We start from the raw sequence: 26,937 nt of genomic DNA on the forward strand, positions 1-26,937 counted from the left end.
CGGACTCGCGATACGTCAAGAAAGGCTTACCGGGCTCGACAGGCCGGCTTGGGGACAGGCCTACGCGAATGCGCTGCGGCCGGGAGACGCACGAATGGACGAAAGGAATGAAAAAGCCCCGCCGTCTTGCGAGGGCGGGGCTTGAGCGCGATGGTCGCTAAATAGTACGCGACCGGTTACCGTGTGTCGCTGTTACCCACGTCGTGGGCGGGACACAATTGACGCGCGCATGGCTTCGACGCTTACGCGTACTCGGTCAGTGCGCCGCGCATCTTCTTCATCGCGCTGGCTTCGATCTGGCGGATACGTTCGGCCGACACGCCGAACTCGTCGGCCAGCTCGTGCAACGTGGAGCCGCCCGAGCCGTCGTCGGCCACCTTCAGCCAGCGCGCTTCGATGATGCGGCGGCTGCGCGGATCGAGCGCGTCGAGCGCGCTTGCGATGCCGTCGCTTTGCAGCCGGTCGCGCTGACGCGAAGCCAGCACGGCGGTCGGCTCGCTATGCGAGTCGGCCAGATAGGCGATCGGCGCGTACGACTCTTCACCGTCTTCGACCTGACCTTCCAGCGCGATATCGCCGCCCGACAGACGCGTTTCCATCTCCGCGACCTCTTCGCGCTTCACGTTCAGTTCCTTCGCGAGACCATCGATCTCGTCCGGCGTGAACGCGCCGAGGCCCTGCTTGTGGCTGCGCAGGTTGAAGAACAACTTGCGCTGCGCCTTCGTGGTGGCGACCTTCACCATGCGCCAGTTGCGCAGGATGTATTCGTGGATCTCGGCCTTGATCCAGTGCATCGCGTACGACACGAGGCGCACGTTTTGCTCGGGATCGAAGCGCTTGACCGCTTTCATCAAGCCGATGTTGCCTTCCTGGATCAGGTCGGCGTGCGGCAACCCGTAACCGAGATAGTTACGCGCGATCGACACGACGAGTCGCAGGTGCGACAGCACGAGGCGGCGCGCCGCCTCCAGATTGTCATGTTCGCGCAATTCAATGGCGAACTGGCGTTCTTCCGCCGGCGTCAGCATCGGAATCCGGTTGACCGCCTGAATATAGGCGTCGATGTTGCCCAGTTGACCGGACAGCAGCGAGGAATGCGAGAGCGCCAGTGCACCTGCCGGAGCGGCCTTAGCCGACGACGGGCTCAAAGTACTCGGAAGGGTCATTGCATGGCTCACGTGTGAAGCTCCTTTGGAATCAGACAATTGCGTACTCAGTAAACGACTCCAGCGATGGATGTTAGCACTCAGATCTGCCGAGTGCTAATACTTAGATGTCGCAGGGGTATCCAAGTTCCGGAAAATCCTATTGAGCGTTGATTTCTGATAGTTATCATACGCTCTATTTGCATTGTGCGTTGAACCTGTACAAATTACCGTTCGAGGCGGCTGCAGCCTCATGATCGACTGACATCATTCTGTTCTAAAGTGAATAATTGCTGTTTGGGCGCATTATCTGGAAGATACTTGCCCCTAAATCGTGCTTGGAACAAAGGGGGCGCTCGCTTAATAGTCACCAGAATGGGGGCTGAATGAACGACAAGAATCTTGTGGTCCGTGGACTTACTCTAAAAAGTGCGTTGGCCGTTCTGCTGCTGGGTGCGGCGGGCGCGTCCCGGGCCGACCAGTTCGGCGTGCTGGTGGCCGCCGGCGTCGGTGATCGTCACGTCAAGAGGCTCGATCTCGGCGTGGTCTGGGACCCGAACCTCACCTGGTGGCAGATCGGCGACTGGAATTTCGCGCTGATCGGCGAGGCGCACGTCGCGTGGTGGCACACCAATGAAGGAAACGTTCACGACAACATCGGCGAGATCGGTGTGACGCCGGTGATCCGCTTCGCCAAGTCGTCGGGCTTGGTGCGGCCATTCATCGAGGTGGGTGCCGGTGTCGGGTTGCTGACCAGCCCGCGCATTTCTTCCGACTTCACGTTGGGCACCGCGTTCCAGTTCTCCGAGATGGCGGGCGTCGGGCTGCAGTTCGGCGCTCATCGGCAGTATGTCGCCGGCTACCGCTTCCAGCATGTTTCCAATGGCGGTATCAAAGAGCCGAATCCTGGTATAAATTTCAGCCAGCTATATTTGCAATATCACTTCTGACCGTGGCCCCTTGCGGCTCGCGGTGTTCGAGGGGCTCTGCAATGGCGGCAAAGATGATCGAAGCGATTCGCGGGCTCGAGCGAGAGCGATTTCGCGCGATGGTCGACGGCGATGGGCAGTCGCTCGACACGCTGCTCGCTGACAACGTGAGCTACGTTCATACGAACGGCAAGCGCGAGACGAAGCGACAGTTCATCGACGGGATCACCGCGGGGCGCCGTCGTTATCGGCAAATCGAGGTGCAGTCGCAAGACGTCCTGCCGGCCGGGCGCGAGACCTACGTGGTCACGGGCCGCGCGCTGATCGAGATGGAAGCGAACAACGGCGCGCTGCTGTTCCCGATTGCCTACACCGCGATTCACACACACGAAGACGGCCAGTGGCGGCTGATCGCATGGCAGGCGACGCGTTGCGCGCTGGAGTGAGATTTTCATCGCGCGGGCGCGCCTCGTGAGCGCGCCCGTCCCGGCAGCCGAATGCGGGGTGCGCACTCCGCCGCCGCAAGCTCAAGTCCGATTTACGCGGTTGCGCAATCCTCAGCTTTATCGCGGCTGTTTGCGCCGTATTCATCGCGCTCGGCATCCGCGTCGCGCGCCGCGCGTGAGCCGCGCATCGCCACTTCTCCCGCATACGGATGCCGCGCGGCCACTGGAAGCCGCGTGCAGCGCTCCGCCACGCGCCGGATCGCCGCGAGATCCGAGAAATCCAGACCGCTGTCGATACCCATCGCGTCGAGGTCCATCGCGAGCGTGACGAGATCGACGTTGCCGGTGCGCTCGCCATTGCCGAACAGACAGCCTTCGATGCGATCCGCGCCCGCCAGCAGCGCGAGCTGCGCCGCGGCCGTGGCGGTGCCGCGATCGTTGTGCGGATGCACCGACAGCACGATGCTGTCGCGGTAGCCGAGGTTGCGGTGCATCCATTCGATCTGGTCGGCGAATACGTTCGGCGTGGCCGCTTCGACGCTCGCCGGCAGGTTGACGATCATCTTGTGATTGCGCGTCGGCCGCCACGTTTGCGCGACCGCGTCGCATACCTCGCGCGCGAACGGCAGCTCGGTCGTGTTGAAGGTCTCGGGTGAGTACTGGAAGGTCCAGTGCGTTCCCGGCCGCGCCTGCGCATGTTCCTTGATGACACGCGTGCCTTCGACTGCGAGCGCCTTGATCTCGTCCTTCGATTGCTGGAACACGATGCGGCGGAACGACGGGCAGATCGCGTTATACAGATGCACGATCGCGCGCGGCGCGCCTTCGAGCGCTTCGAACGTGCGTGCGATCAACTCCGCGCGCGACGGTACGAAGACTTCGACCGTGACGTCGTCGGGAATGCGCCGCTCGTCGATCAGCTTGCGCACGAAGTCGAAATCGGTCTGCGAGGCCGACGGAAAGCCCACTTCGATTTCCCTGAAACCGATCGCGACCAGCATCTCGAAGTACTCGAGCTTTTGCGCGGTGTCCATCGGTTCGATCAGCGCCTGGTTGCCGTCGCGCAGGTCGGTGCTCATCCAGACGGGCGCGGCGTCGATCGTCCGACTCGGCCATTTGCGGCCGGTCAGCCGCACGGCGGGAAAGGGGCGGTACTTTTCAGCGGGATTGCGCAACATGGTGAGGTGCCTCATTCGTGGTGTCGTCGGCGGAGGGTGGGACGTCGAGCGGTTGGCCGACTGTCACGCATGCACGATGCGGATGCCCGAGGCAACGTGCATTTGATCCTCTCGCTTCGCCCGCGCGGTAAACGGACGAATGCAAACGACGACAGATTGTGGAGAACTACGACGGGGGTGAAGCGAGACTGCGGGAACTACCGGGAGGACCGCCGACGGCAACCGGAACTGCCAGCGCGCGGCACTACGCGTGACTTACGCCAGGCGTAGCGATAGGGGCCGCGCTAGGCGGCCGGAGATAATTCGGAGGGTGTTCGGGAGGGAACGCATGGGGCCAAATGTATGACGGCGTGCGCTGGCCTGTCAAGCCGCGACCGTCAGGCCGCCGTCTTCGCGATATCGACGATCAGCTCGACCTGCCGTTCGATCGCGCCCGGCACCGGTGCTTCGCCGCGCAGCACGGCGTCGATCCAGGCGGCCGTGGTCGCCGCGTCGCGCGCTTCGGGCAGCTCGACTTCGGGCGCATCGGGCGAAGAGCGCTCGTGCGGCAGCCGCGTCTCGCAGATGCCGTCATGCAGCCAGTCGACTTGCACCTGGCGGCGCGTATCGGCGACCGCCTCGCCTTCGGTGCCGCGCGCGAGCAGCGCACCGCCGACGGCCGCATCGGGATGCGTGATGAACAGTTGCGTGAGACTGTCGCGATACGGCGGATGCGTGTAATTCACGAGCCGCAGCCCCGCGGGCGCGAATGGCTGCAGCAGCTTCACGAGCGTATGCGTCGAGTTGCGCACGCCCATGCGCCGGCGCAGCGCGAGCAGGCGCGCGAGCTTGGGCGCGAGTACGTCGATCGACGCGAACGCGACGCGACGCTCGGCGAGACCCGCTTCGATCTGCGCGTGCGACTGCGCCTGGGCGATGCGCAGCTGCGTGAAAATTTCCGCGCTCGTCACGCGACCCGGATCTTCGGTGACGCCGTGCACGAGCACCGGCACGCCTTCGCGCGCGAGCAGCAGTGCGAGCAGCGGCACGAGGTTCGGCTGCTTGCGTGCGCCGTTGTACGACGGAATCGAAACGGGCCGAAACGCGCCGTGGGGCAGCCGCACCGGCTCGAACGACGTATGCGCGGCGGCCAGCATCGCGGCGAGTTCGTCGGCGGTTTCGCCTTTCACGCGATACGCGAGCAGCACCGCGCCGAGCTCGAGATCGTCGACGCGGCCGTCGAGCATCGCGGTGTAGAGCGCGCGGGTGTCGTCGGCGGTCAGCGCGCGGGCGCCGTTCGGACCGCGGCCGATTTCCTTGATGAAGCGGGCGCAGGGGAAGGGAGAAGTCGTATTGGTCGAGTCGGTCATCGTGCGCAAGAGGCGGTGGCGTGCCGCGCTTGGGCGTCGGCTACGGCATTCGGGAAGCTATTCGGTGTGAGTATCGCATCTATGGCGAACGGGCGAACAGCGGCGAAGCGGGCACGCGGTGACGCGCGACGGCCCGCCTGACATGCACCCGCGCCGTGCCGCGCGTTACACTCGATGTTTCTCGCCGCCTCGGCGGCGCCCATCGAAAAACGGAGAACGGGATGAGTTACGTGTTTGCACCCGCACCGCAGGTCGCGGTGCCGGTCGTGGGGTCGAGCGAGCAGTTCGCGGTGCGCCGCATCTACTGCGTGGGGCGCAACTACGAAGCGCATGCGCGCGAAATGGGCCACGACCCGGACCGCGAACCGCCGTTCTTCTTCTCGAAGCCGGCCGATGCGGTCGTCTACGTCGCGCCGGGCACCACCGGCGAATTCCCATATCCGTCGCAGACGAAGAACGTCCATTTCGAAATGGAAATGGTCGCGGCGATCGGCGAGGGCGGCAAAGACATCCCCGTCGAGCGCGCGCTCGACCACGTCTACGGCTACGCGCTCGGTCTCGACATGACGCGCCGCGACCTGCAAGGCGAAGCGAAGAAGATGGGTCGTCCGTGGGACACCGCCAAGGGCTTCGATCACTCGGCGCCGCTCGGCCCGATCCACCCGGCTTCGGCAGTTGGTCACATCGGCAAGGGCGCGATCTGGCTGTCGGTGAACGGCGAGGACAAGCAGCGCGCGGACGTGTCGCAGCTGATCTGGTCGGTGGCGGAGACGATCGCGTATCTGTCGACGCTGTTCGAACTGCAGCCCGGCGACCTGATTTTCACCGGCACGCCGGAAGGCGTCGGCGCGGTCATGAAGGGTGACCTGATGAGGGGCGGCGTGGACGGACTCGGCGAATTCAGCGTACGCGTCGTTTGAGACGGCTTGCGGGCAGGTGGAGGAGGCAGAGAACATGAAGCTCTACAGCTATTTTCGTAGCTCGGCGTCGTATCGCGTGCGCATCGCGCTGAACGTGAAGAACCTGACGTACGAGTACGTGCCTGTGCACCTGGTGCGCGAAGGCGGCGAGCAACTAAAGCCCGAGTATCGCAAGATCAACGCGGACTGCATCGTGCCGACGCTCGCCGACGGCAATCATTTGCTGCCGCAGTCGCTCGCGATCATCGAGTATCTCGAGGAGACGCATCCGGAGCCGCCGCTGCTGCCGAAGGCGCCGCTCGATCGCGCCTACGTGCGCTCGGTTGCGCTGCAGGTCGCGTGCGAGATTCATCCGCTGAACAATCTGCGCGTGCTGCGCTATCTAAAGCACACGCTGCGAGTCGACGACGACGCGAAGGACGCGTGGTACCGGCACTGGATCGACGCGGGCTTCGCGACGCTGGAAGCGCGTCTCGCCGGCGACGCGCGCACCGGCAAACTGTGTTTCGGCGACACACCGACACTTGCCGACGCGTGCCTGATTCCGCAGGTTTTCAACGCACAGCGCTTCAAGGTCGACACCGCAAAGTTTCCGACGATCCAGCGCATCTACGACCACGCGATGCAACTCGATGCGTTCGCCCGCGCTGCGCCGGGCGCACAGCCGGACGCGGAGTGATCGCGGGATCGCTTGAAGCGTTGACGGCGGCTCGAAACGAAGAAGGGCACCCCGCGGAGTGCCCTTTTCCTTTTTGCGCGCCGCGAGCGGCGAGCGCCGCGGCGGTCAAGCGATTGCGGGATCAGCCGCCCAGCAGCGCGTCCGAAAACTCCTCCGCGCTGAACGGCTGCAGATCCTCGACCCTTTCGCCGACGCCGATGAAGTACACCGGAATCGGCCGCTGCCGCGCGATCGCCGCGAGGATGCCGCCCTTCGCGGTGCCGTCGAGCTTGGTGACGATCAGGCCGGTGAGGCCGAGCGCGTCGTCGAACGCCTTGACCTGCGTGAGCGCGTTCTGGCCGGTGTTAGCGTCGATCACGAGCAGCACTTCGTGCGGCGCGCCGTCTTGCGCCTTGCCGATCACGCGCTTCACCTTGCGCAGTTCTTCCATCAAATGCAACTGCGTGGGCAGGCGGCCAGCCGTGTCGGCCATCATCACGTCGATCTTTCGCGCGCGCGCGGCGCCGACCGCGTCGAAGATCACCGCAGCCGGATCGCCGCTTTCCTGCGCGACCACGGTCACGTTGTTGCGCTGGCCCCAGACGGCAAGCTGTTCGCGCGCGGCGGCGCGGAACGTGTCGCCGGCAGCGAGCAGCACCGACTGGTGAAAGCTCTGCAGATGCTTCGCGAGCTTGCCGATGCTGGTGGTTTTGCCCGCGCCGTTGACGCCGGCGATCATCATTACGAGCGGCTGCGCGCGGCCGAGCATCAGCGATTTTTCGAGCGGCTTCAGCAACTCGACGAGCAGCGTGCGCAATGCGGTTTTGACCTGCTGCGGGTCCGTCAGGCGCTCGGTGCGCACTTTCTCGCGCAGCGATTCGAGCAGGAATTCGGTCGCCTCGACGCCGGCGTCCGACATCAGCAGCGCGGTTTCGAGTTCCTCGTACAGGTCCTCGTCGATCTTCGTGCCGACGAAGATGCCGGTCAGGTTCGAACTGGTTTTCGCGAGGCCGCTCTTCAGGCGCGTGAGCCACGAGCGTTTTTCGCCGGCGTCCTGCAAGGGCGGCGGGACGATTTCCACGCTGTCGAGCGCGGCGTCTTGCGGCTCGGGCTGCGGCTCGATGATGGTCGTGACCACAGGCGGAACGGCGGCCGGCGTGGGCTCGACGGATTTGGCGGGCGGAACCGGCTCGACGGCCTCGGCCTCGGGCGTCGCGCCGTCTTGCGCCGCCAGCGATTCGTCTGTGGCGGTATCGGACTCTTTCGAACCCTTGAATCGTTTGAAAAAGCTGAACATGATCTGACGTATGGGAGAGCGCGCCGATGCGCGCAGCCGGCACGGGACCGGCGAAGCGGTGGGCAGCGCCGGGATGCGAAAAGGCGGGGCGCTGGCAGCCGCACATTTTATCAGGCGTGCCGCGGTGCGTCGTATTGGCCGCCCGGGCAAGCTGGACGCGCGCCGCCCCTGTGGTAACGTGGGCGCTCGGGCCCGCGCGCACCGGCGTTGCGGGCGTATTCAACACCTAGCTGAAACTGCACGATACTGCATGCCTCGTTTAGCACCTTCACGCGCCGCTGGCGCTTCGTCCAAAGGCGGCAAGCCGCATGCCATTCGCATCATCGGCGGCGACTGGAAACGCTCGCCGCTGCCCGTGCTCGATCTGGACGGCCTGCGCCCGACGCCCGACCGCGTCCGCGAAACGCTGTTCAACTGGCTCGGCCAGCGTCTGGACGGCCAGCACTGTCTCGATCTGTTCGCAGGTAGCGGCGCGCTCGGCTTCGAAGCTGCGTCGCGCGGCGCGGCGCGCGTGCTGATGGTGGAACGTCATGCGCGCGCCGCCGGCCAGTTGCGCGCGAACCAGCAGCGGCTCGATGCACGCATGATCGAAATCGCCGAGGCGGACGGCTTGCGTCTTGCGGCGAGCCTCGCCCCGGGCTCGTTCGACGTAGTGTTCCTCGATCCACCGTTCGATGCCGACTTGCTCGGCAAGGCGCTCGCGGTGGCCGTGCCGCTCGTGCGCCCCGACGGCTATCTTTATGTCGAGGCCGGCGAAGCGCTCGAACCGACCGCTCATCAGTCGCTTGCGGACTGGGAGGTCGTGCGGCACGGCAAGGCGGGCGCAGTGCACTTTCATTTGCTGCAGCGCGAAAATAAGGAATAATGCGCGTTCCAAAAAAGGGCCGGGCGGTTTATCGTCATCCGCGCCGGTGCGAAATGCGTCGCTTGGACGTGCCCTTTTGTCTGAAAAGAGGAGAAGTCTCATGGTAGTCGCCGTGTACCCGGGCACGTTCGATCCGCTGACGCGCGGTCACGAAGACCTCGTTCGGCGCGCGTCGAGCATTTTCGACACGCTGGTGGTCGGTGTGGCCGACAGCCGTGCCAAGAAGCCGTTTTTCACTCTCCAGGAGCGCCTCGCGATTGCGCACGAGGTGCTCGGCCACTATCCGAACGTCCAGGTGATGAGCTTCAAGGGACTGCTGAAGGACTTCGTGCGGAGCAACAACGCGCGGGTGATCGTCAGGGGTCTGCGCGCGGTGTCGGACTTCGAGTACGAGTTCCAGATGGCGGGCATGAACCGCTATCTGCTTCCCGACGTCGAGACGATGTTCATGACGCCGTCCGATCAGTACCAGTTCATCTCAGGTACGATCGTGCGGGAGATCGCGCAGTTGGGCGGCGACGTCAGCAAGTTCGTGTTCCCGTCAGTCGAAAAATGGCTGAAGGAGAAGGTCGCTTCGCTGGATCCGCAGGGCGGTGCCCAGGGGACGTGAGCCTGAGTCGCGCGAATGGCCGGTTTTGACGGATCATTTATGCGACGCAGTGCAATGTCAGCTACCCTTCGCGGCCTTGGCGAATGCCTCGGCAAGTTTGTCGAAGTGTCGGAGGGCGGCGGGCGTTAGCTCGACCTGTTTGCGGCGAGCATCTTCGGTGTTGTGGAGCAGGAGCCAGCCTTTTTCGCGCATTGACGTGATCCGGGCATGCAAGGTGGCCGGAGACCCGAGCGCACTTTGGGCGATCATGTCCCGAACCGACAGGCGTTCGTTTTTTTGCCTCATGCGAGCAACGAACTCCAGGATCTTTTCTTCGAGCGGATCGACTCTACATTCTTGTCGAGCCCGGCACAAAGGCCTTGTCACCGAAACAGCCCGGCAATTCCCGCATGTCGAATGGCATGTTGAGCATTCAGTTGGCGTTGAACAGCGCATACGCCAACCAGTTCGCAACGAAATCTACCTAACCAGGAAGCGCAGTCGTCCACGGTGCCGGCGCGGGATTGCACGACCGCGCGGGGGCGAAAAAGCTATAATGTGTTGTTTTATCTAGCAAAGTTGGTGGCAGCATGGCCCTGATGATTACCGACGAGTGCATCAACTGCGACGTCTGCGAGCCTGAGTGCCCGAACGACGCGATTTCGATGGGCCCGGAAATCTATGTGATCGATCCGAAGAAGTGCACCGAGTGCGTCGGTCATTTCGACGAGCCGCAGTGCATCCAGGTGTGCCCGGTCGAGTGCATTCCGCGTGACCCGAACTACCTCGAAACGCCTGAGGGTTTGATCGCGAAATATCACGCGTTGCAGGCCGCCAAAGGCACCTGACGTGCGCGGGTGACGCGCAAAAGAAAAAGGCGAAGGCCAGCGGGCCTTCGCCGTTTTTTTTGCGGCGGCGTTTCCGTTATCCGACGTAAGCGCTGAAAATACCCCGCAACGCGTCGAGCAGGATGTCGCACTCGGCGTCGGTGCCGACCGAGATCCGCAGATGCTGGTCAATCCGCGGTGCATTGAAGTGCCGCACGAAAATTTCCTTTTCCCGCAGCCGCGACGCGAGCGTCGCCGCGTCGTACCCTGGATGCCGCGCGAACAGCAGATTCGCGGCCGACGGCACCACCTCGAAGCCGAGCGCCGTCAATTCCGCCGCGAGCCGTTCACGGCTCGCGATCACCTTCGCGCAGCATTCGCGAAACCACGCGTCGTCTTCGTACGCGGCGGTGGCAGCGGCTTGCGCTAGACGGTCGAGCGGGTACGAATTGAAGCTGTCCTTCACGCGATTGAGCGCATCGATCAGCGCCGCATCGCCGAACGCGAAGCCGACGCGCATGCCGGCGAGCGAACGTGACTTCGACACGGTCTGCACGACGAGCAGATTCGGATAGCGGTCGATCAACGCAATCGCCGACTCGGCGCCGAAGTCGACATAGGCTTCGTCGATCACCACGACCGAATCAGGATGGCTGGCGACGAGGCGTTCGATTTCCGCCAGCGCCAGCGGCCGGCCGGTCGGCGCGTTCGGATTCGGAAACAGGATGGCGCCATTGGGCACCGCGTAGTCGTCGACGTTGATCGCGAAACCCCCGTCGAGCCGGACGGTGCGGTAGTCGACCTCGAACAGCTTCGCGTAGGTCGGATAGAAGCTGTACGTGATATCGGGAAACAGCAGCGGCTTGTCGTGCTTCAGCAAGGCCTGGAATGTCAGCGCGAGCACTTCGTCCGAGCCGTTGCCCGCGAATACCTGGTCGGCGCGGATGCCGTGATACGCGGCGACCGTTTCGCGCAGCTTGCGTGCGCTCGGATCGGGATAGCGGCGCAGTGCGTCGGCCGTGTCGCCGAGCTCGCGGCGGATCGCGTCGAGCACGCGCGGCGACGGCGGATACGGATTCTCATTGGTGTTCAGCTTCACCGGATGCGCGAGCGCGGGCTGCTCGCCCGGCACGTACGGCGTCAGACGGTGAACGATGTCGCTCCAGTAGCGGCTCAAGCGATTCTCCTCGCGGGGTCGATTGCGGGTTTCGAAGGATGTGGCGCGCGTCAGCTGTTATTGCGATGCAGTTGCATCATTGCGCGTTCGAGCTCGCCCTTGATGATCTGCGGCATCACCGCGAGCGCGCGCTCGATCGACGCGTCGATGACCTCTTGCTCTTCTCGCCGCGGCGGCTTCAGCACATAGTTCGCGACGTCCGGTTTCGCGCCAGCGCGCGCGCTTTCGGGAATCAGATCACGCGGATGACCGATGCCGATCCGCAGCCGCCAGTATTGCTGCGACGACAAATGCCCGCTGATGTCCTTCAGGCCATTATGCCCGCCGCTGCCGCCGCCGAGCTTCAGCTTGACGCTGCCGGGCGGCATGTCGAGCTCGTCGTGCGCGACGAGGATCTCGTCGGGAAGAATCTTGAAGAATTGCGCAAGCGCGACGACCGACTGACCAGAACGGTTCATGTAGGTCTGCGGCTCGAGCAGATGCACTTCCTCGCCATGCAACCGCGCCTTCGCGTAAAAGCCGTGAAAGCGCCGCTCGTCGCGCAGCGTCGTGCCAGCCTCGCGTGCGAGTTGATCGACCAGCCAGCAGCCGGCGTTGTGACGCGTCGCGGTGTATTCGGCGCCCGGATTGCCGAGCCCGACGATCAGCTTGATCATGATTGCGTGAGTCCACCAGGTCCGGAAGTGAAATGAACCGGACTAAAAAAAGCCGAAAAAAAACCCGCCAGGGCGAACCTCGGCGGGTCACATCGACCGTTTCATCGGAAACGGATCGAGAGGATTGCTTGCTTCGAACCGGAAGGCTCTTAAGCAGCCGGCGTTTCGCCGCCTTCAGCAGCAGCAGCGTCTTCAGCGATTGCGCCAGCCGGGATCGTTGCAGCAGCGACCACCGGGTTCTCCGCGTCGACGTGGGCGACGAGCGCCACACCTGCCGGCAGAGGGATGTCCTTCGCGTGAACCGATTGACCAGCTTCGATCTTCGCGAGGTCAACTTCGATGAATTCCGGCAGTGCCGACGGCAGGCACTCGATTTCGATTTCGTTGATGACGTGCGAGATCACCGCGCTCGACAGCTTCACTGCCGGGTTGGTTTCCTGGTTCAGGAAGTGCAGCGGCACCTTGGTGTGCAGCTTCTTCGACGCGTCGACGCGCTGGAAGTCCACGTGCAGCACGAGCTGACGGAACGGGTGGTATTGCACGTCGCGCAGCAGAACCTGTTGCGACTTGCCTGCCACTTCCAGATCGAGGATCGACGAGTGGAAAACTTCTTTCTTCAGCGCGTGCCACAGGGCGTTGTGATCGAGTTCGATCAATTGCGTGTCAGCACCAGCGCCATAAACGATACCCGGGGTCTTGCCCGAGTTACGCAGGCGGCGGCTCGCACCCGTACCTTGCTGGGAACGCTCGAAAGCGACTACTTTCATGTTGAATCTCCAATGCACTGCCCGCGACCAGGCAGTAAAAATAGGGCCTCGAAGCCGTAATGGCTGAGGCCCGGGATCGCGGCAAGAACCTTCGTTCGTTCATGCCGATTGTGCAAAAACGCCGCGTGTCGCATCAAGCGGTACGCGGCGTCTTCGCAAATGCTCAACTTTCAGCGAACAGCGACATCACCGAATCGCCGCGGCGGATACGCGAGAACGTTTCGGCCAGCAAGCCGGCGCTCGTCAGCGAACGGATCTTCGCACACGAACGGGCTTCTTCGCCGAGCGGAATCGTGTCCGTGACTACGAGTTCGTCGAGTGCGGAGGCGGCGATACGCTCGCCCGCGCCGCCCGACAGAACCGGGTGGGTGGCGTACGCGAATACCTGCTTCGCGCCGCGTTCCTTCAGAACTTGCGCGGCCTTGCACAGCGTGCCTGCGGTGTCGACCATGTCGTCCATGATCACGCAGGTGCGGCCTTCGACTTCACCGATGATGTTCATCACTTCGGCGACGTTCGCCTTCGGACGACGCTTGTCGATGATCGCGAGGTCGCAATTGAGTTGCTTCGCCAATGCACGGGCGCGGACCACACCGCCGACGTCCGGCGAAACAACCATCAGGTTGTCGTAGTTCTGCTTGCGCAGATCGCCGAGCAGCACGGGTGTTGCGTAGATGTTGTCGACCGGGATGTCGAAGAAGCCTTGAATCTGGTCGGCGTGCAGATCCATCGTGATGATCCGCTCGACGCCGGCGATTTCCAGCATGTTCGCCACGACCTTCGCCGAGATGGCGACACGCGCCGAACGCGGGCGACGATCCTGACGGGCATAACCGAAGTAAGGGATGGCTGCGGTGATCCGGCCAGCGGATGCGCGCTTGAGCGCATCGACCATGATCATCAGTTCCATCAGATTGTCGTTAGTCGGCGCGCACGTGGATTGCAGGACGAAGACATCCTTGCCGCGCACATTTTCCTGAATCTCGACCTGGATTTCACCGTCCGAGAAACGGCTAACCATTGCTTTGCCGAGGGGAATACCGAGGTTTTTGACGACTTCCTGTGCAAGCGCGGGATTTGCGTTGCCAGTAAAAACCATCAGGCCGTCATGGCTGCTCATCATGCACCTACTTCAGGCTGGGGGCGGGAGAATGTGAATTACTGCGGCGAACTACAGCGAACTACGAGAATTTTTGGCAGGGGAGAAAGGATTCGAACCTTTGCATGCCGGAATCAAAATCCGGTGCCTTAACCAGCTTGGCGACTCCCCTACACTAACTTTGAGCTCCGCCGAACGTGGAGTTTCGTTCGACGATGCAAAACTTATGACGCGAAAGCAAAGAGTGGATGCTGATCCAAGCCCGCGGCTACTGCGCTGCTCCATTCGCCGGGCAGCTTGGCTTGCGCCGCTTCTGCTTCAGCTTTGCTACGGAACGCTGCAAAAACACTGGCACCCGATCCGGACATCCGCGCTGGTGCGATGCTCTCAAACCATCGCAACACTTGCGCTACTTCCGCGTACTTTCCTACTACAACCTCCTGCATGTCATTCCGGCCGAAGCTTTCTGGCCATTCAGTGTTGCAGCTATGTTCTGCAGGAAAGTCCGTAATTATGAGGGGCTTTGTATCTCTTGTCAACGCTTTTTCGGAAAAAATCGCTGCAGTTGGAACCTGGACCCTCGGCGTCACTACCAGAAAGTGACGCGGCGGCAATTGTACAACGTCTAATGATTCTCCGACACCCTCTGCAAACGCATTTTTTCCAAATACAAAGAAAGGCACGTCCGCGCCGAGCTTCAACGCAAGGTCCTGCAACTCCTGACGCGGCAGATCGAGCTTCCACAGGCGATTGAGCGCGAGCAGCGTCGTCGCGGCGTCGGAGCTGCCGCCGCCGAGGCCCGCGCCCATCGGCAGGCGCTTGTCGATTTCGATATCGACGCCTTCGCGACAGCCCGTATGCGACTTCAGCAAAGTCGCGGCCCGTACGGTCAGGTCATGCTCGGGCGGCACGTCGGCGATTTCGGTGCGGCGCGTGATGAGACCGTCATCGCGTCGCGTGAAGTGCAGCGTGTCGCCCCAGTCGAGCAACTGGAAGACCGTTTGCAGCGTGTGATAACCATCCGGCCGACGGCCGGTGATGTGCAGGAAGAGATTGAGTTTCGCTGGCGCGAGACAGTCGCGCAGCGAATCGGTTGTTTCGATCATGAGTGAAGACTACATGCGCCACGGTGGCGCCATACGGGTGGCAAGGTTACGTGAGCGGATGCCGGGACAAACAGCAGCAACGACGATTCACTGATCGAGCACGAGCTTGATGTCGAGCGGCGGCTCCGAGCGACTCAGATTGACGCGCTTCACGCCGGTGGCCGGCGCATCGGCATAGGCGACATAGTCGATCGTCCAGCCATCCTGGGTGATCTGCTTCAGGCGCGACGGTTGCTCCGGATCCTTCTCGGTCTGCGCGCGCGAGGTCGGCGCCGGCGATGGCTGCAGCCAGTAGCGTAACCCTTCGACCGGCAGCGTGAAGCCGAGCGCGTTTTGCATCAGCGTCGACACATTATCAGCGGTGAGCGGCTGGCGGTTCGGCAACTCGAGCGTCGCCGAAGCCGGTGACGAGGTCACGATGGCCAGCGTCTGGCCGAGCGGATTGCGCAATTGCAGCGTGACAGTGTCGCCCGTTTCCTGCCACGAGAAATTGCCGTAGGCGTTGCGCTGCTGGCCGTTCTGATCGTTGTACTGGATCGCGAAGCGGCCCTGATACGAGCGGCTGGTTTGCGCGGTAACCTCGGTCGCGGCGTTCGACGTGGACGGCCCCTGCGGCTTCACCGATGCGCAGCCGGCCAACGCGACAACCGCTGCCGCCGCGCAACCAAGCGCGATGCCGCGCGGTGCCATGGAAAAAGAAATCAAACGGAAAAGACGCATCAAAGATCGTTTACCTGAAGACGTTGCAACGTTTTGACGAGAGTCTCGTTGTTGGGTTCGAGCTTGCGCGCCTCGCGGAACGCGGCGCGCGCCTGTTCCTGTTCGCCGGCCTTCCACAGCACCTCGCCGAGGTGCGCGCCGATCTCGGCGTTCGGCTGGAGGCTGTATGCCTTGCGCAGCAGCTTGATCGCATCGGCCGTGTTACCCATCCGGTACTTGACCCAGCCGACGCTGTCCATGATGAACGCATCGTTCGGTGCAAGGGCTGAGGCCTTCTCGACCAGCTTGTCCGCTTCCGGCAGGCGCTGATTGCGATCGGCGAGCGAATAGCCGAGCGCGTTATACGCCTGCGGATTGTCCGGCTGCGTCTCGATCAGCTTGCGCAACTGCGCTTCCATGACGTCGTAATGGCCGGTTTTCTCGGCGGCCATCGCGTAGTCGTAGGTGAGGTCGGGGTCGTCGGGAAAGTTCGCCGTGGCTTGCTGCAGACGCGCTTCGGCCTCCGGGTAGCGCTTCGCGTCGAATAGGACCGCTGCATCGGTGCGCGCGATCAGCGCCACGTCACGCGGATCCGAGGTCTGCAAGTTGGCGAGCAACTGGCGCGCCTCCTCGGTCTTGCCCTGCTTCGCGAGCAGTTGCGCGCGCGTGATCTGCGCGGCCAGGTATTGCTGACTCGCCGGCGAGATCTTGTTCAGCCAGTCGCTCGCGGCCGCCTCATTCTTCTGTTCGAGCGCTAGCTGCGCGAGATAGATGTAGGCCTGGCCCGCATCGGCGCCCGGCGTCTTCTCGGCCTGCTGCGCGTATTGAATCAGATAGGTCTGCGCTTCGGGGAGTTTCTTCTGCTGGATCTTGATCAGCGCGAGCGCCATCAACGGCGTCAGGTCGTTGGCGTTTGCCTTGCGCATGATCTCGAACTGCTTCTGCGCGTCGTCGAGACGGTCGCTCGCGAGATACATCTGCGCGAGTGCGAGCCGCGCGTCATGCGATTTCGGATTCTGCTGCACGTACTTTTGGAGCGACGCGATGCCTTCCTTGCGCTCCTCTGGGCCCATCTGCGACAGCACCAACGCCGCGGGCAGATAGTCGGGCTTGATCGTGAGCGCCTGCTCGAGCGACTTGCGCGCACCCGGCGCGTCGTCGGCCAGCAACTGCTGGCGTGCGACGGCCAGTTGCGCTTCCGGTCGGTTCATGTCGTTCTTCAGCAGGTCCTGCAACACGTGCAGGCCACCGACGCGGTTCGGGCCGCGCGACAACAGCAATTGCAGCGCGAGGATTGCGCTGCCGCGATTTTCCTCAGGTACCTTCGCGAGTTCCTGCGACAGGATCGGCGACGCGTCGTCGGGCTTGCCGGACAGCACGAGCAGCGACGCATCGAGTTGCGCGGCGCGTTCCGAACCGGGCGCGTACTGTTGCCACAATTGCGCGGCGGCGAGCGCGTCTGATGGGCTCTGCGCGGCGAGCGCGATTTCGGTGGCGCGTTGCGCCATGCGCGGGTCGTGCGTGTCGCGCGCGAGCGCGAGGTAGGTCTGATAGGCCGGTGCTGGCTGATCGCGCTGCAGCGCGATCTCGGCGGCCAGCACCTGGAAGACGATCTGGCTCGACAGAGGCACCCCGGGCAAAGACTTTTCGTCTTGAGGGGTTGACGGACCCAGCGGGTCCGGCATCGTGACCGACGTGTCGTCGGAATCTGGCGACGGGTCCTGCGCATGCGCGGGCACGGCGGCGAGCGCCCACAATGCGAGCGCACCCGCACCAAGCATCCGGCGAGCGGACACGGCGAGCGGCACGTTGGACACACGCGCGCGGCGCTTTGAAAGCAGCTTCACGAAGGACACGTTCATGGAAATCCGTTCAATGTTTCAGTCGATTGTAACGCGCTCGCTACAATACGCGCACAACCACTCACGCAAGTAGCAGACCAATCAGCCATGCCAGAGTTGCCAGAAGTCGAGGTTACCCGACGAGGGATCGAACCGTATGTGTCCGGGCGCAAGGTTGAGCGCGTCGACGTGCGGACGGCCGCGCTGCGCTGGCCGATTCCGGCCGACCTTGCGAAAACCTTGCGTGGCCATGTGGTGCGCAAAGTCGAGCGACGCGGCAAGTATCTGCTGTTCGAAATCGACGCAGGGTGGTTCATCGTGCACCTCGGCATGACGGGCACGTTGCGCGTTTTGCGTCATGTGCCGCATCCGCCTGCCGCGGCGAAGCATGATCATGTCGACTGGATCTTCGACGACTTCATCCTGCGCTATCGCGATCCGCGCCGCTTCGGCGCGGTGCTGTGGCATCCGCGCGAGGAAGGCGACATCCTCGGGCATCCGCTGCTCGCGAGCCTTGGCGTCGAGCCTTTCTCGCCGGCGTTTTCGGGCGCGCTGATGCATCGGTTGACGCGCGGGCGCAAGGTGTCGGTGAAGCAGGCTTTGCTGGCAGGCGACATCGTGGTCGGCGTGGGCAACATCTACGCGTCGGAAAGTCTCTTTCGCGCGGGTATCCGGCCGACCACCGCGGCCGGCCGCGTGTCGCTCGTGCGTTATGAACTGCTGGCCGATGCCGTGCGCGTGACGCTCGCCGCCGCGATCGACAAGGGCGGCAGCACGCTGCGCGATTTCGTCGGCAGCAACGGCGAAAGCGGCTATTTCCAGTTCGACTACTTCGTCTATGATCGCGCGGGCCTGCCATGCCGTGTGTGTGCAACGCCAATCAAACAGATCGTGCAGGGACAACGCTCCACGTACTTCTGTCCCACTTGCCAGCGCTAGATTCTTAATGCCTTCCCGCCTGACTCCAACGACCGCCGCGCGCTCCAGCGCGTCCGACACCACGCCCGCATTCACGCCGATGCCCGATTTTTCCGCGCGCCTCATCGCCTGGCAGCGTCAGCATGGCCGCCACGATCTGCCGTGGCAGAACACGCGGGACCCGTATCGAATCTGGCTGTCCGAAATCATGCTGCAGCAGACCCAGGTCTCGACGGTGATTCCGTACTACGCGAAATTCCTCGCGCGTTTCCCGGATGTCGCCGCGCTCGGCGCGGCGACATCCGATGACGTGATGGCACTGTGGGCCGGCCTCGGCTACTACACGCGCGCGCGCAATCTGCATCGCTGCGCGCAGGTCGTCGTCGAGCAGCATGGCGGCGCGTTTCCCGCGTCGGTTGATGAACTCGCCGAGTTGCCCGGCATTGGCCGCTCGACGGCCGCGGCGATCGCGTCGTTCGCGTTCGGTGCGCGCGCGACGATTCTCGATGGCAACGTAAAGCGCGTGCTCGCGCGCGTGTTCGGCGTCGAAGGTTTTCCGGGCGAGAAGAAAGTCGAGAACGCAATGTGGACGCTCGCGGAATCACTATTGCCGTCGAATGCGTCGAAGGCGGAGGTCAGCGCCTACACGCAGGGCTTGATGGATCTCGGCGCGACCTTGTGCGTGCGCGGCAAACCCGACTGCACGCGCTGTCCGTTCGCGCCGGACTGCGTCGCCAACGTCACCGGACGTCAGCGCGAATTGCCGACCGCGCGCCCGAAAAAAGCGGTGCCGACGCGCCGCACGTGGATGCTGGTGCTGCGCGACGGCAACGCGGTGATGCTCGAGCGGCGTCCGCCGTCGGGCATCTGGGGCGGTCTGTGGAGTCTGCCCGAAGCCGCCGACGAAGCGAAGCTCGCCGAGCGGGCACGCGCGTTCGGCAGCGACGGTGAGGTGTCGGCGCTTGCGTCGTTCTCCCACGTGTTCACGCATTTCAAGCTCGACATCGAACCGCGGCTTGCCGAACTCGATCGCGGTGTCGGTGCTCTGGCCGCGCTCAACGATGCGGACACCGCCTGGGTTGCGCTCAGAGATCTGGATTCGTTCGGCGTGCCGGCCCCGGTGCGCAAGCTGCTCGCCAGCCTGCATGGTTCGTTGATCTAGCGGAAGGACGACTTCAGGATTTCACAGCAACTGATGCTGCTGCATGTAGTGATGCACGACGTCGATGCGCGCGCCGGCATCGGTCAGTTCCATAAGCTTTTGCCGCGCGCGCAACGCGATTGGCAGCACCTCGGCGAGACGGTTGGACACCCACGACGGATCGTCGAGCCGGAAAGGCTCCGCGAACGGCAGGCTGTCCGGATCGCGTTCGCGGATCGTCGCGATGATCCGTTCGAGCACTTCCGCGCACGCGCCGAATTTGGCCAATAGCTCGTTGCCTTCGAGCGGCAGGTCGTCGGCGAGCGGCTCGGCCATGCCAACCAGCAGGCCGCTCGCTTCGACGCGATGCGACAACAGACGAAAGCGCTTCGTGCCGCGTGCGCGAATCAGCAACATGCCGAATGCCTCGACGTCGCACTCGTCGATTTCGGCGAGACAGCCGATCGTTTCGGGCACCGAAGGTTCTTCCTCACGCGCGACTTCGGCGCCGCTTTTCAGCATGCACACGCCGAACGGTGTTTTTTCCCGCAGGCAGTCACGCGCCATGTCGAGGTAGCGCGCTTCGAAGATTTTTAGCGGCAGCAAGCCATCGGGAAATAGCACCGTATGCAGCGGAAACAGCGGCAAATCGGCGTACACAGTAGGCGTAGAGGACATGGCGCAACGCTTCGGGTTAAGGCCGCGCGATGCGGCCGGTTAAGCCACCAGCTTCGATGATTCGCCGACGTCGACCGGCGCATCACGGTGCCGCACGATCACATTCGCCGATGTCGCGAGACGCGCGGCAAGCGTCTCCGCGATGAATACCGAGCGGTGCTGGCCGCCCGTGCAACCGATTGCGACGGTCAGATAACTGCGATTGTCGTCGCGGAAATGCGGCAGCCACTTGGACAGATACTTCTCGATGTCGTTGATCATCTCGTGGACGACCGGCTGCGCATCGAGAAAATCCATCACCGGTTTATCGAGCCCGGTGAGCGGCCTCAATTCATGATCGTAGTATGGGTTCGGCAGCGTGCGTACGTCGAATACGAAATCCGCGTCGAGCGGTACGCCGCGCTTGAAACCGAACGACTCGAACATCAGCACGAGCCCCGCGTCCTCTTGCTCGATGAAGCGTTTGACCCATGCGCGCAGCACGTTCGCGCGCAGATTGCTCGTGTCGATCTGATGGCCGAATTCGGCAAGTCCCGCGACCAGTTCGCGCTCGCGTTCGATCGCTTCGGCGAGCGACGTGAGCAGGCCAACGTCCGCGTCGTGCGCGGGCGAGCCAGACAATGGATGGCGGCGGCGCGTTTCGGAAAAGCGTTGAATCAGCGACTGCGTGCTCGCGCTCAGGAACAGCACGCGCACGTCGTGCGAGCGCTTGAGGTCGCGGATCATCGCGGGCATTTCGTCGAGCGACGAACCGGAGCGCGCGTCGATCGCGACCGCGAGACGGTCCTGGCCGTCAGCGGCGAGGTAGGTGGCGAGTTGCTGCAGAAAACGCGGCGGCAGATTGTCGACGCAGTAATAACCCGCGTCTTCGAGCGCGTTCAGGGCAACCGATTTGCCGGAGCCGGAGATACCGGTGATCAGGATTATGCGCATGGAGTCGTCGAAAGCGTAGATTTCATCATAGCATCTGGCCTCGATGCCCGTGCCCGCGTCCTGCCTTCTGTGGGCGCTTCATGGCGCTGTGATCGGCTTCAGATCAGCTTGCCGGGAAACTGGCTATCGGGATCCTGCATGGCGAGACGTTGCCGATCCATGAAATCGCGCAGCGTGTCGATACCGCGCAACTGCAGGATCGTATTGCGCACGGCCGCTTCGACCAGCACCGCGAGGTTGCGGCCCGCGGCCACCTGGATCGTCACCTTGCTGATCGGCAGGCCGAGCACGTCGACGGTCTGGCTTTCCAGTGGCAGTCGCTGGAATTCGCCGTCGGGGCGGCGCACCAGTTGCACGATCAGCTTCAGTTTCATTTTCCGGCGCACCGCCGTTTCGCCGAAGATCGTCTTGATGTCGAGCAGACCGAGGCCGCGCACTTCCAGCAGGTTCTGCAGCAGCGGCGGGCAGCGTCCTTCGACGAAGTCGGGGCCGAGGCGCACGAAGTCGACCGCGTCGTCGGCGACGAGACCATGGCCGCGGCTGATCAGTTCGAGGCCGAGCTCGCTCTTGCCGAGACCCGAGTCGCCGGTCAGCAGCACACCCATGCCGAGGATGTCGAGAAAAACGCCGTGCAGCGTCGCGCGCGGCGCGAGAATCCGCGACATGTAAAGACGCAGACTATCGATCACCGCCGCCGCCGAGGTCGGCGTCGTGAACAGCGGCGTCGACGAGCGCGTGCAGCGCAGCACGAGCTCAGGCGGCGCCGCGACGCCGCCCGCCACGACGAGAAACGGTGGCTCGAGCGCGATCAGTTCGGCCATGTGGCGCGAGCGGTCTTCATCGGTCTGACGTTTGTAGTAGTCGATTTCCGCATCGCCGAGCACCTGGATCCGGTTCGGGTGGATCAGGTTCAGGTGGCCGACGAGGTCGGCGCTCGACGTGGCATTGGCGACCGATTCCGAAGAGAAGCCGCGCTCCCAGCCTTCATGCCCCGTGAGCCAGCTGAGCTTCAGCATGGCGGCGTTGTCGTCGAAAATGCTCTGGGCGTTGATGCTGGACGTATCCATGAGTCAGTGACTCCAGTGTTAGCCGCTTGCCGGGCCTTACCTGCGTGTGCGCGCGCGTATGTACTACCGCCGCCATTGCCTCAAGGTTGCCACTGAGTAAGCAGGCGATGCAACGATTCGCGGTCTTCTTCAGTGTGCAGCCGCTCGCGGGCGTCGCGATCGGACAGCAATTGCGCGTTCTCGGAAAGAATTTCGAGGTGCTGTTGAGTGGCCTGCTCGGGGACGAGCAGGAAGATCAGCAGCGAGACCGGCTGGCCGTCCGGCGCTTCGAAGGGGATGGGTTCCGCGAGTCTGACGAATGCGGCGAGCGGCTGCTTGAGGCCCTTGATCCGCCCATGCGGAATCGCGACGCCTTCGCCGAGCCCGGTCGAGCCGAGTCGTTCTCGCGCAAAAAGATTGTCTGTGACGGTACTGCGGGCGATGCCGTTCTGGTTCTCGAAGATCAGGCCCGCTTGCTCGAACACGCGTTTCTTGCTGGTGACCGATAGTCCGATGACGACGTTCTCGAGGGGAAGAAATTTGGCTAAACGATTCATGTTGACAGGCGAAAACGTGGCCTGAGTTCTCCCCACCGGGGCGGTTGAGTGACGTTCCATTCGTTCGATGCTGGCGAAGACGGACGGTGAGAGTCGATCGGGAAAGCGTGAGATTTCGACCGGCCGTACTTCATCAGAACTGGCTCGACCCCGATGGTAACCGGAACATTATAGAACAGGGTGACAGCCGATGGTGCGGCGCGCCATCTATGCATATCAGGTTTTTCACCGCTTGCGGCGCGGAATATGTCGCGCTGCGCAAACGTCTGCGCGAATGATTGAGCTTGGCCTCGGCGAGGGCGCACCGGCGCAGAGCGCGCGCCGGGCGCTGAAACGAAAAACCGCCCAGTTGCGGGCGGCTTGACGAGTCCCAGAGAAATCAGCAATTCCCTCGAGTTTGTCCTATTGCGGCGGCACGTCCAGTTGCGGCGCCGGCTGATACTTGATCGCTTCGTGCTGATGGCCTTGCAGACGATCCTTGTGGCGTATCACCTGTCTGTCGAGCTTGTCGATCATCAGATCGATCGCAGCGTACAAATCACTGTCACAACTCTCGACGAAAATATCCTTGCCCTTCAGGTGGAGGTTGATTTCCACCTTTTGACGCTTCTCCTTTTCCTTATGGTTGTCGACCGAGAGGACCACACTGCCGTCGATGACCTGATCGAAATGTCTTAGCACCCTGTCCAGTTTGGTGATCACGTATTCGCGCAACGCAGGCGTTACTTCGAGGTGGTGTCCACTGATCTTGAGATTCATAGTGCTTCTCCAAGCTAATGGCCGCTTGGTCCGCACAATGACAAAGGTCCGGTCGATCTGACGGCTTGCCTATGTCGCCCCCCGGTGACGGACATCTGGCAGGTCGCAGCGGCCGGCCTGTCCGCCAGGTGCGGAGCGGCCGGTAAATGCCCGCTGCAAAACGCGGCGAGCTACAGAGACTTGCGCAGGTTGACTGCCGGGATTTTGAGCGCCTCACGGTATTTCGCAACGGTACGACGTGCGACCACGAAGCCCTGTTCCGCCAGCAGTTCGGCTATGCGACTGTCTGAAAGTGGCGATTTCGGGTTTTCCGCTCCTATCAGTTGTTTGATCAGCGCGCGAATGGCCGTGGAGGAGGCCGCGCCGCCGGTGTCCGTCGAAACGTGCGAGCCGAAAAAGTACTTGAATTCCAGCGTCCCGAAAGGGGTAAGCATGTATTTACCGGTTGTCACACGCGAGACAGTCGACTCGTGTAGGCCCAGCGTATCAGCTATTTCCCGCAAAACCAAGGGGCGCATGGCGATTTCGCCGTGCACAAAAAAGCTCTTTTGACGCTCGACAATTGCCTGCGCGACTCGCAGGATCGTCTCGAAACGCTGCTGGATATTTTTGATCAGCCAGCGTGCTTCCTGCAGTTGCTGGCGCAACGAACCGCTGCCCGGATCGCCGCGGTTATTGCGCAGAATATTGGCGTACAGATGGTTAATCCGCAGCTTCGGCACCACCTCGGGATTCAGCTCCGCCTGCCAGCCCTGTGCCGTTTTGCGCACCATGATGTCGGGCACAACGTAGTCCGCTTCGGCCTTGCCGTAGGCGGCGCCCGGAAATGGTTCGAGCGAGCGGATCAGCACATGCGCGTCGCGCAGATCGTCGTCGCTGGCCTTCAGGTGCTTGCGCAGCCGCGTGAAATCGCGCGCGGCGAGCAACTCCAGGTAGTGGCCGACAATGTCTAGCGCAAGCGTGCGCGTGGGCGATGGCTCGAGCCGCAGCAACTGCAGCTTCAGACATTCGGACGCGGACCGCGCGCCGACGCCGGGAGGGTCGAAGCTATGCAGCAGCGCAAGCGCGGCGTTCAGTTCGTCGACATCGACTTCGAGTTCTTCGGGCAGGTCGGCCAGCACTTCTTCGAGCGTGGCGGCGAGATAGCCGTCGTCGTCGAGCGATTCGATCAGGAACGTGATGAGCGCGCGGTCGCGCTGGCTCGCCTGGGTGACACGTAGTTGCGCCATCAGGTGGTCGCGCAGCGATGTGCTCGATTCGTGGATTTGCAGCGGAGGCAGGTCGTCGTCGTCCGACGCGTTGCCGGAGCGGCCGTAGTCGTCGAGGTTCCACTGTGACGTGTCGCCGCCGCCGTCGCCCGAAAGGCCGTTGTATTCATCGACACCCTGCGGTTCGCCGCTTTCGGCTCGCTCGCCGCTGCCCTCGGACGATGCCGAACCGTTTCCGGCCATCGGGTCGGCCGGCGCTGAGGAGCCCGGTGTCTGGGCGATCACGGAACCGTCGGCCGCAACCCGCAACGGGCTCGCAATCCACTCGTCTTCGTTTTCGAGGAGTGGATTCTGCGAGATCGCCATGGCGACTTCCTGCTGCAATTCGAGCGTCGACAACTGCAGCAACCGGATGGACTGTTGCAGTTGCGGCGTCAGCGCAAGATGCTGCGATAGGCGGAGTTGGAGGCTGGCTTTCATGGCAAGTTGAGATTCATTGTAGAGAGTTTGCCACGACCGCGATACCTTGCGGCACACGCAATTTTTGGGTACGCCGAAATGGCGCGCCGCCCGGCGCCAGCCTGCGCCGTCTGACAACGAATGTGCGGTGCCGCAAAATTGGCGCCGCGGCCGGCCGCGCGCGCTCGCGTGGCCGGGGACGCCGTGTGTGCTTACATGCGGAAGTGCTCGCCCAGATAGACGCGCCGCACGCTTTCGTTTTCGATGATGTCGCTAGGCGCGCCGGCGGCCAGCACGCTGCCGTCGCTGATGATGTACGCGTGATCGCAGATACCTAGCGTTTCGCGTACGTTGTGGTCGGTAATCAGGACGCCGATATTGCGCTGCTTCAAGAACTTGACGATTTTCTGGATTTCCAGCACCGCGATCGGGTCGACGCCGGCGAACGGTTCGTCGAGCAGGATGAAGCTCGGATTGGTTGCCAGCGCGCGCGCAATTTCAACCCGACGACGCTCGCCGCCCGACAGCGACAGCGCCGGATTTTCACGCAGATGCGCGATCTGAAGCTCGTCGAGCAGCGCTTCGGTGCGCGACGTGATCGCGTCTTTGCCGAGGCGCTTGCCGTTTTCGTCATGCTGCAGTTCCAGCACCGCGCGAATATTCTGCTCGACGGTCAACTTGCGGAACACCGACGCTTCCTGCGGCAGATACGACAGGCCGAGCGAAGCGCGCTTGTGAATGGGCAGAAGGCTGATCGACTTGCCATCCAGATCGATTTCGCCGGCGTCGAGCGGCACGAGGCCGACGATCATGTAGAACGACGTGGTCTTGCCGGCACCGTTGGGGCCGAGCAGGCCGACCACTTCGCCGCTTTTCACGTCGAGCGACACGTCCTTGACGACCGTGCGCGAGCCATAGCGCTTCTTCAGATTGCGCACGGCCAGCGAACTACTGGTGCCGGCCGGCTTGCGATGGGGGAGGGGCGCGATGGTGCTGCTGATGGTGCTCACTGGTTCGGCGCTCCCTGGATCGAGTTGGACGGCGTGAGCGTGGCCGACGCGCCGGTCAGCGGCGCGGCGCCCGCATTGCGCGGCGACAGCATCGCGCGCACGCGGCCGGTGGGATTGCCCGGACCGGCGACGTCCTTGCCCGCCTTGGCGGTGTAGAAGTCGTTCTGGCCGTCGTAGGTGATCACGCTGCCGTGCACCTGGTCGAGCAGCGTCGTCATGCTCTGCAGGCGGCGCACCGTCGCGTTGGTGGTCAGCGTGGTCAGATCCTGCTTGCCGTCGTAATCGATACGGATGGCCGTACCCTCGATGTATTCATCGAGCCCTTCGCGCTTCTGGCGGAAATACGACAGATTGTTGCCGCTCGAGGTGCCGGTCGCGAACTGGTAGCCCTGCGGATCTTGCGACACTTCGACGCGATCGGCCTTGATCAGGATCGTCCCTTTGGTCGCCACCACGTGGCCGGTAAAGATGCTGACCTGCCGCAGGTCGTCGTAAGTCATGTTGTCAGCTTCGATGTTCAGCGGCTTGTCCTTGTCGGCGCGGTCCGCGTGCGCGAGCGGCGCGAAGCCGACGAGCGGCAACGCGACGACGAGCGCAGCGAGTGCGGCGCGGCACGCGGACAGCGCGCGCGAACGGCCGGTATCAAAACGGGGGAGCGATTCGTTCATGCAGTCACGCCT

27 protein-coding genes, 1 tRNA gene and 2 pseudogenes are annotated in these 26,937 nt (G+C 63.1%); 9 read left to right on the forward strand and 21 right to left on the reverse strand.

From position 1 onward, the window contains the following. Positions 1 to 242: 242 nt before the first annotated feature. A complete protein-coding gene (gene rpoH / locus AB4Y34_RS03470) occupies positions 243 to 1,178 on the reverse strand; it encodes an RNA polymerase sigma factor RpoH (RefSeq protein WP_176382453.1) in 936 nt (311 codons plus the stop codon). Between the two features lie 353 nt (positions 1,179 to 1,531). Between rpoH and AB4Y34_RS03475 the strand changes: the two genes are divergently transcribed. Both AB4Y34_RS03475 and AB4Y34_RS03480 read left to right on the forward strand, forming a co-directional pair. Next, positions 1,532 to 2,095 (forward strand): acyloxyacyl hydrolase, encoded by a 564-nt coding sequence (locus AB4Y34_RS03475; RefSeq protein ID WP_368715254.1) that lies wholly within the window; start codon positions 1,532 to 1,534, stop codon positions 2,093 to 2,095. Between the two features lie 41 nt (positions 2,096 to 2,136). Then, the gene (locus AB4Y34_RS03480) at positions 2,137 to 2,520 is read left to right on the forward strand and encodes a nuclear transport factor 2 family protein (protein WP_008921685.1); all 384 of its coding nucleotides are present in this window, start codon (positions 2,137 to 2,139) and stop codon (positions 2,518 to 2,520) included. 191 nt (positions 2,521 to 2,711) lie between these two features. On the opposite strand, the pseudogene AB4Y34_RS03485 reads toward AB4Y34_RS03480, so the two are convergent. Then, positions 2,712 to 3,698, reverse strand: a pseudogene (locus tag AB4Y34_RS03485) (2-isopropylmalate synthase); the annotation flags it as partial. Between the two features lie 377 nt (positions 3,699 to 4,075). Continuing rightward, positions 4,076 to 5,047 (reverse strand): DNA-binding protein YbiB, encoded by a 972-nt coding sequence (ybiB, locus tag AB4Y34_RS03490; protein ID WP_176382458.1) that lies wholly within the window; start codon positions 5,045 to 5,047, stop codon positions 4,076 to 4,078. Between the two features lie 221 nt (positions 5,048 to 5,268). Here ybiB and AB4Y34_RS03495 point away from each other — a divergent pair, with 221 nt between their 5' ends. After that, positions 5,269 to 5,967, forward strand: a complete 699-nt coding sequence (locus tag AB4Y34_RS03495; protein ID WP_368715255.1) for a fumarylacetoacetate hydrolase family protein — start codon at positions 5,269 to 5,271, stop codon at positions 5,965 to 5,967. A gap of 34 nt (positions 5,968 to 6,001) precedes the next feature. Continuing rightward, the gene (gene maiA, locus AB4Y34_RS03500) at positions 6,002 to 6,646 is read left to right on the forward strand and encodes a maleylacetoacetate isomerase (RefSeq protein WP_176382460.1); all 645 of its coding nucleotides are present in this window, start codon (positions 6,002 to 6,004) and stop codon (positions 6,644 to 6,646) included. Positions 6,647 to 6,767: 121 nt separating this feature from the next. On the opposite strand, the gene ftsY is transcribed toward maiA, so the two are convergent. Continuing rightward, positions 6,768 to 7,922: a signal recognition particle-docking protein FtsY gene (gene ftsY, locus AB4Y34_RS03505; RefSeq protein WP_368715256.1), complete on the reverse strand. Its 1,155-nt coding sequence runs from the start codon at positions 7,920 to 7,922 to the stop codon at positions 6,768 to 6,770. A gap of 250 nt (positions 7,923 to 8,172) precedes the next feature. On the opposite strand from ftsY, the gene rsmD reads away from it, so the two are divergent. Together rsmD and coaD are read left to right on the forward strand one after the other, a co-directional pair. Beyond that, the gene (gene rsmD, locus AB4Y34_RS03510; RefSeq protein ID WP_368715257.1) at positions 8,173 to 8,787 is read left to right on the forward strand and encodes a 16S rRNA (guanine(966)-N(2))-methyltransferase RsmD; all 615 of its coding nucleotides are present in this window, start codon (positions 8,173 to 8,175) and stop codon (positions 8,785 to 8,787) included. A gap of 100 nt (positions 8,788 to 8,887) precedes the next feature. Continuing rightward, positions 8,888 to 9,397, forward strand: coding sequence for a pantetheine-phosphate adenylyltransferase (gene coaD / locus AB4Y34_RS03515; RefSeq protein ID WP_176109624.1), 510 nt, complete (start codon positions 8,888 to 8,890; stop codon positions 9,395 to 9,397). Positions 9,398 to 9,454: 57 nt separating this feature from the next. Here the strand turns inward: coaD and AB4Y34_RS03520 are convergent. Further along, positions 9,455 to 9,724, reverse strand: a pseudogene (locus AB4Y34_RS03520) (winged helix-turn-helix domain-containing protein); the annotation flags it as partial. Positions 9,725 to 9,966: 242 nt separating this feature from the next. On the opposite strand from AB4Y34_RS03520, the gene AB4Y34_RS03525 reads away from it, so the two are divergent. After that, positions 9,967 to 10,224 carry a YfhL family 4Fe-4S dicluster ferredoxin gene (locus tag AB4Y34_RS03525; protein ID WP_176382466.1) on the forward strand — a complete coding sequence of 86 codons (258 nt, stop codon included), beginning with the start codon at positions 9,967 to 9,969 and terminating at the stop codon, positions 10,222 to 10,224. A 76-nt stretch (positions 10,225 to 10,300) separates the two neighbouring features. Here the strand turns inward: AB4Y34_RS03525 and hisC are convergent, their stop codons facing one another. From hisC to AB4Y34_RS03565, 8 genes are all read right to left on the reverse strand, one after another. Next, positions 10,301 to 11,380, reverse strand: coding sequence for a histidinol-phosphate transaminase (gene hisC / locus AB4Y34_RS03530; RefSeq protein WP_368715258.1), 1,080 nt, complete (start codon positions 11,378 to 11,380; stop codon positions 10,301 to 10,303). A 50-nt stretch (positions 11,381 to 11,430) separates the two neighbouring features. Further along, the gene (pth, locus tag AB4Y34_RS03535) at positions 11,431 to 12,036 is read right to left on the reverse strand and encodes an aminoacyl-tRNA hydrolase (RefSeq protein WP_176382470.1); all 606 of its coding nucleotides are present in this window, start codon (positions 12,034 to 12,036) and stop codon (positions 11,431 to 11,433) included. A gap of 149 nt (positions 12,037 to 12,185) precedes the next feature. Further along, positions 12,186 to 12,803, reverse strand: coding sequence for a 50S ribosomal protein L25/general stress protein Ctc (locus tag AB4Y34_RS03540; RefSeq protein ID WP_013088318.1), 618 nt, complete (start codon positions 12,801 to 12,803; stop codon positions 12,186 to 12,188). Between the two features lie 163 nt (positions 12,804 to 12,966). Beyond that, positions 12,967 to 13,923 (reverse strand): ribose-phosphate pyrophosphokinase, encoded by a 957-nt coding sequence (locus AB4Y34_RS03545; RefSeq protein ID WP_008921698.1) that lies wholly within the window; start codon positions 13,921 to 13,923, stop codon positions 12,967 to 12,969. 74 nt (positions 13,924 to 13,997) lie between these two features. Next, a tRNA-Gln gene (locus AB4Y34_RS03550) sits at positions 13,998 to 14,074 on the reverse strand. A 52-nt stretch (positions 14,075 to 14,126) separates the two neighbouring features. Next, positions 14,127 to 15,008, reverse strand: a complete 882-nt coding sequence (gene ispE, locus AB4Y34_RS03555; RefSeq protein ID WP_368715259.1) for a 4-(cytidine 5'-diphospho)-2-C-methyl-D-erythritol kinase — start codon at positions 15,006 to 15,008, stop codon at positions 14,127 to 14,129. Between the two features lie 87 nt (positions 15,009 to 15,095). Next, positions 15,096 to 15,728 (reverse strand): lipoprotein insertase outer membrane protein LolB, encoded by a 633-nt coding sequence (gene lolB / locus AB4Y34_RS03560; protein ID WP_368715260.1) that lies wholly within the window; start codon positions 15,726 to 15,728, stop codon positions 15,096 to 15,098. Continuing rightward, positions 15,728 to 17,569: a tetratricopeptide repeat protein gene (locus AB4Y34_RS03565; RefSeq protein ID WP_368715261.1), complete on the reverse strand. Its 1,842-nt coding sequence runs from the start codon at positions 17,567 to 17,569 to the stop codon at positions 15,728 to 15,730. Before AB4Y34_RS03565 ends, lolB begins: the two co-directional genes overlap by 1 nt. 87 nt (positions 17,570 to 17,656) lie before the next feature. Here AB4Y34_RS03565 and mutM point away from each other — a divergent pair, with 87 nt between their 5' ends. Together mutM and mutY are read left to right on the forward strand one after the other, a co-directional pair. Continuing rightward, complete coding sequence (mutM, locus tag AB4Y34_RS03570) at positions 17,657 to 18,487, forward strand: bifunctional DNA-formamidopyrimidine glycosylase/DNA-(apurinic or apyrimidinic site) lyase (RefSeq protein ID WP_368715262.1); 831 nt, start codon at positions 17,657 to 17,659, stop codon at positions 18,485 to 18,487. A gap of 7 nt (positions 18,488 to 18,494) precedes the next feature. Beyond that, positions 18,495 to 19,628, forward strand: coding sequence for an A/G-specific adenine glycosylase (gene mutY, locus AB4Y34_RS03575; RefSeq protein WP_368715263.1), 1,134 nt, complete (start codon positions 18,495 to 18,497; stop codon positions 19,626 to 19,628). A 21-nt stretch (positions 19,629 to 19,649) separates the two neighbouring features. Here the strand turns inward: mutY and AB4Y34_RS03580 are convergent, their stop codons facing one another. The 8 genes from AB4Y34_RS03580 to lptA form a co-directional block, all read right to left on the reverse strand. Then, positions 19,650 to 20,285 carry an LON peptidase substrate-binding domain-containing protein gene (locus AB4Y34_RS03580; RefSeq protein WP_013088324.1) on the reverse strand — a complete coding sequence of 212 codons (636 nt, stop codon included), beginning with the start codon at positions 20,283 to 20,285 and terminating at the stop codon, positions 19,650 to 19,652. A 39-nt stretch (positions 20,286 to 20,324) separates the two neighbouring features. Next, positions 20,325 to 21,218, reverse strand: a complete 894-nt coding sequence (gene rapZ / locus AB4Y34_RS03585; protein WP_368715264.1) for an RNase adapter RapZ — start codon at positions 21,216 to 21,218, stop codon at positions 20,325 to 20,327. Positions 21,219 to 21,316: 98 nt separating this feature from the next. After that, positions 21,317 to 22,285: an HPr(Ser) kinase/phosphatase gene (hprK, locus tag AB4Y34_RS03590; RefSeq protein WP_008921706.1), complete on the reverse strand. Its 969-nt coding sequence runs from the start codon at positions 22,283 to 22,285 to the stop codon at positions 21,317 to 21,319. 80 nt (positions 22,286 to 22,365) lie between these two features. Beyond that, on the reverse strand, positions 22,366 to 22,881 hold the full coding sequence (locus tag AB4Y34_RS03595; RefSeq protein WP_368715265.1) for a PTS sugar transporter subunit IIA: 516 nt from the start codon (positions 22,879 to 22,881) through the stop codon (positions 22,366 to 22,368). A 342-nt stretch (positions 22,882 to 23,223) separates the two neighbouring features. Further along, positions 23,224 to 23,580 (reverse strand): ribosome-associated translation inhibitor RaiA, encoded by a 357-nt coding sequence (gene raiA / locus AB4Y34_RS03600; protein ID WP_008921708.1) that lies wholly within the window; start codon positions 23,578 to 23,580, stop codon positions 23,224 to 23,226. Between the two features lie 170 nt (positions 23,581 to 23,750). Then, a complete protein-coding gene (locus AB4Y34_RS03605; protein ID WP_176110653.1) occupies positions 23,751 to 25,268 on the reverse strand; it encodes an RNA polymerase factor sigma-54 in 1,518 nt (505 codons plus the stop codon). A gap of 191 nt (positions 25,269 to 25,459) precedes the next feature. After that, a complete protein-coding gene (gene lptB, locus AB4Y34_RS03610; RefSeq protein ID WP_176382530.1) occupies positions 25,460 to 26,236 on the reverse strand; it encodes an LPS export ABC transporter ATP-binding protein in 777 nt (258 codons plus the stop codon). Positions 26,237 to 26,253: 17 nt separating this feature from the next. After that, the gene (lptA, locus tag AB4Y34_RS03615) at positions 26,254 to 26,925 is read right to left on the reverse strand and encodes a lipopolysaccharide transport periplasmic protein LptA (protein ID WP_176109615.1); all 672 of its coding nucleotides are present in this window, start codon (positions 26,923 to 26,925) and stop codon (positions 26,254 to 26,256) included. Between the last annotated feature and the right edge of the window lie 12 nt (positions 26,926 to 26,937).

Source organism: Paraburkholderia sp. BR10954 (assembly GCF_040965775.1).
GTDB lineage: Bacteria > Pseudomonadota > Gammaproteobacteria > Burkholderiales > Burkholderiaceae > Paraburkholderia > Paraburkholderia youngii.

Excerpts from the sequence above, each read along its gene's own strand:
- AB4Y34_RS03475 (WP_368715254.1), top strand. The coding sequence starts at position 1,532 with ATGAACGACAAGAATCTTGTGGTCCGTGGACTTACTCTAAAAAGTGCG.
- AB4Y34_RS03480 (WP_008921685.1), top strand. The coding sequence starts at position 2,137 with ATGGCGGCAAAGATGATCGAAGCGATTCGCGGGCTCGAGCGAGAGCGA.
- ybiB (WP_176382458.1), bottom strand. The coding sequence starts at position 5,047 with ATGACCGACTCGACCAATACGACTTCTCCCTTCCCCTGCGCCCGCTTC.
- AB4Y34_RS03495 (WP_368715255.1), top strand. The coding sequence starts at position 5,269 with ATGAGTTACGTGTTTGCACCCGCACCGCAGGTCGCGGTGCCGGTCGTG.
- maiA (WP_176382460.1), top strand. The coding sequence starts at position 6,002 with ATGAAGCTCTACAGCTATTTTCGTAGCTCGGCGTCGTATCGCGTGCGC.
- ftsY (WP_368715256.1), bottom strand. The coding sequence starts at position 7,922 with ATGTTCAGCTTTTTCAAACGATTCAAGGGTTCGAAAGAGTCCGATACC.
- rsmD (WP_368715257.1), top strand. The coding sequence starts at position 8,173 with ATGCCTCGTTTAGCACCTTCACGCGCCGCTGGCGCTTCGTCCAAAGGC.
- coaD (WP_176109624.1), top strand. The coding sequence starts at position 8,888 with ATGGTAGTCGCCGTGTACCCGGGCACGTTCGATCCGCTGACGCGCGGT.
- AB4Y34_RS03525 (WP_176382466.1), top strand. The coding sequence starts at position 9,967 with ATGGCCCTGATGATTACCGACGAGTGCATCAACTGCGACGTCTGCGAG.
- pth (WP_176382470.1), bottom strand. The coding sequence starts at position 12,036 with ATGATCAAGCTGATCGTCGGGCTCGGCAATCCGGGCGCCGAATACACC.
- AB4Y34_RS03540 (WP_013088318.1), bottom strand. The coding sequence starts at position 12,803 with ATGAAAGTAGTCGCTTTCGAGCGTTCCCAGCAAGGTACGGGTGCGAGC.
- AB4Y34_RS03545 (WP_008921698.1), bottom strand. The coding sequence starts at position 13,923 with ATGAGCAGCCATGACGGCCTGATGGTTTTTACTGGCAACGCAAATCCC.
- ispE (WP_368715259.1), bottom strand. The coding sequence starts at position 15,008 with ATGATCGAAACAACCGATTCGCTGCGCGACTGTCTCGCGCCAGCGAAA.
- lolB (WP_368715260.1), bottom strand. The coding sequence starts at position 15,728 with ATGCGTCTTTTCCGTTTGATTTCTTTTTCCATGGCACCGCGCGGCATC.
- AB4Y34_RS03565 (WP_368715261.1), bottom strand. The coding sequence starts at position 17,569 with ATGAACGTGTCCTTCGTGAAGCTGCTTTCAAAGCGCCGCGCGCGTGTG.
- mutM (WP_368715262.1), top strand. The coding sequence starts at position 17,657 with ATGCCAGAGTTGCCAGAAGTCGAGGTTACCCGACGAGGGATCGAACCG.
- mutY (WP_368715263.1), top strand. The coding sequence starts at position 18,495 with ATGCCTTCCCGCCTGACTCCAACGACCGCCGCGCGCTCCAGCGCGTCC.
- AB4Y34_RS03580 (WP_013088324.1), bottom strand. The coding sequence starts at position 20,285 with ATGTCCTCTACGCCTACTGTGTACGCCGATTTGCCGCTGTTTCCGCTG.
- rapZ (WP_368715264.1), bottom strand. The coding sequence starts at position 21,218 with ATGCGCATAATCCTGATCACCGGTATCTCCGGCTCCGGCAAATCGGTT.
- hprK (WP_008921706.1), bottom strand. The coding sequence starts at position 22,285 with ATGGATACGTCCAGCATCAACGCCCAGAGCATTTTCGACGACAACGCC.
- AB4Y34_RS03595 (WP_368715265.1), bottom strand. The coding sequence starts at position 22,881 with ATGGAACGTCACTCAACCGCCCCGGTGGGGAGAACTCAGGCCACGTTT.
- raiA (WP_008921708.1), bottom strand. The coding sequence starts at position 23,580 with ATGAATCTCAAGATCAGTGGACACCACCTCGAAGTAACGCCTGCGTTG.
- AB4Y34_RS03605 (WP_176110653.1), bottom strand. The coding sequence starts at position 25,268 with ATGAAAGCCAGCCTCCAACTCCGCCTATCGCAGCATCTTGCGCTGACG.
- lptA (WP_176109615.1), bottom strand. The coding sequence starts at position 26,925 with ATGAACGAATCGCTCCCCCGTTTTGATACCGGCCGTTCGCGCGCGCTG.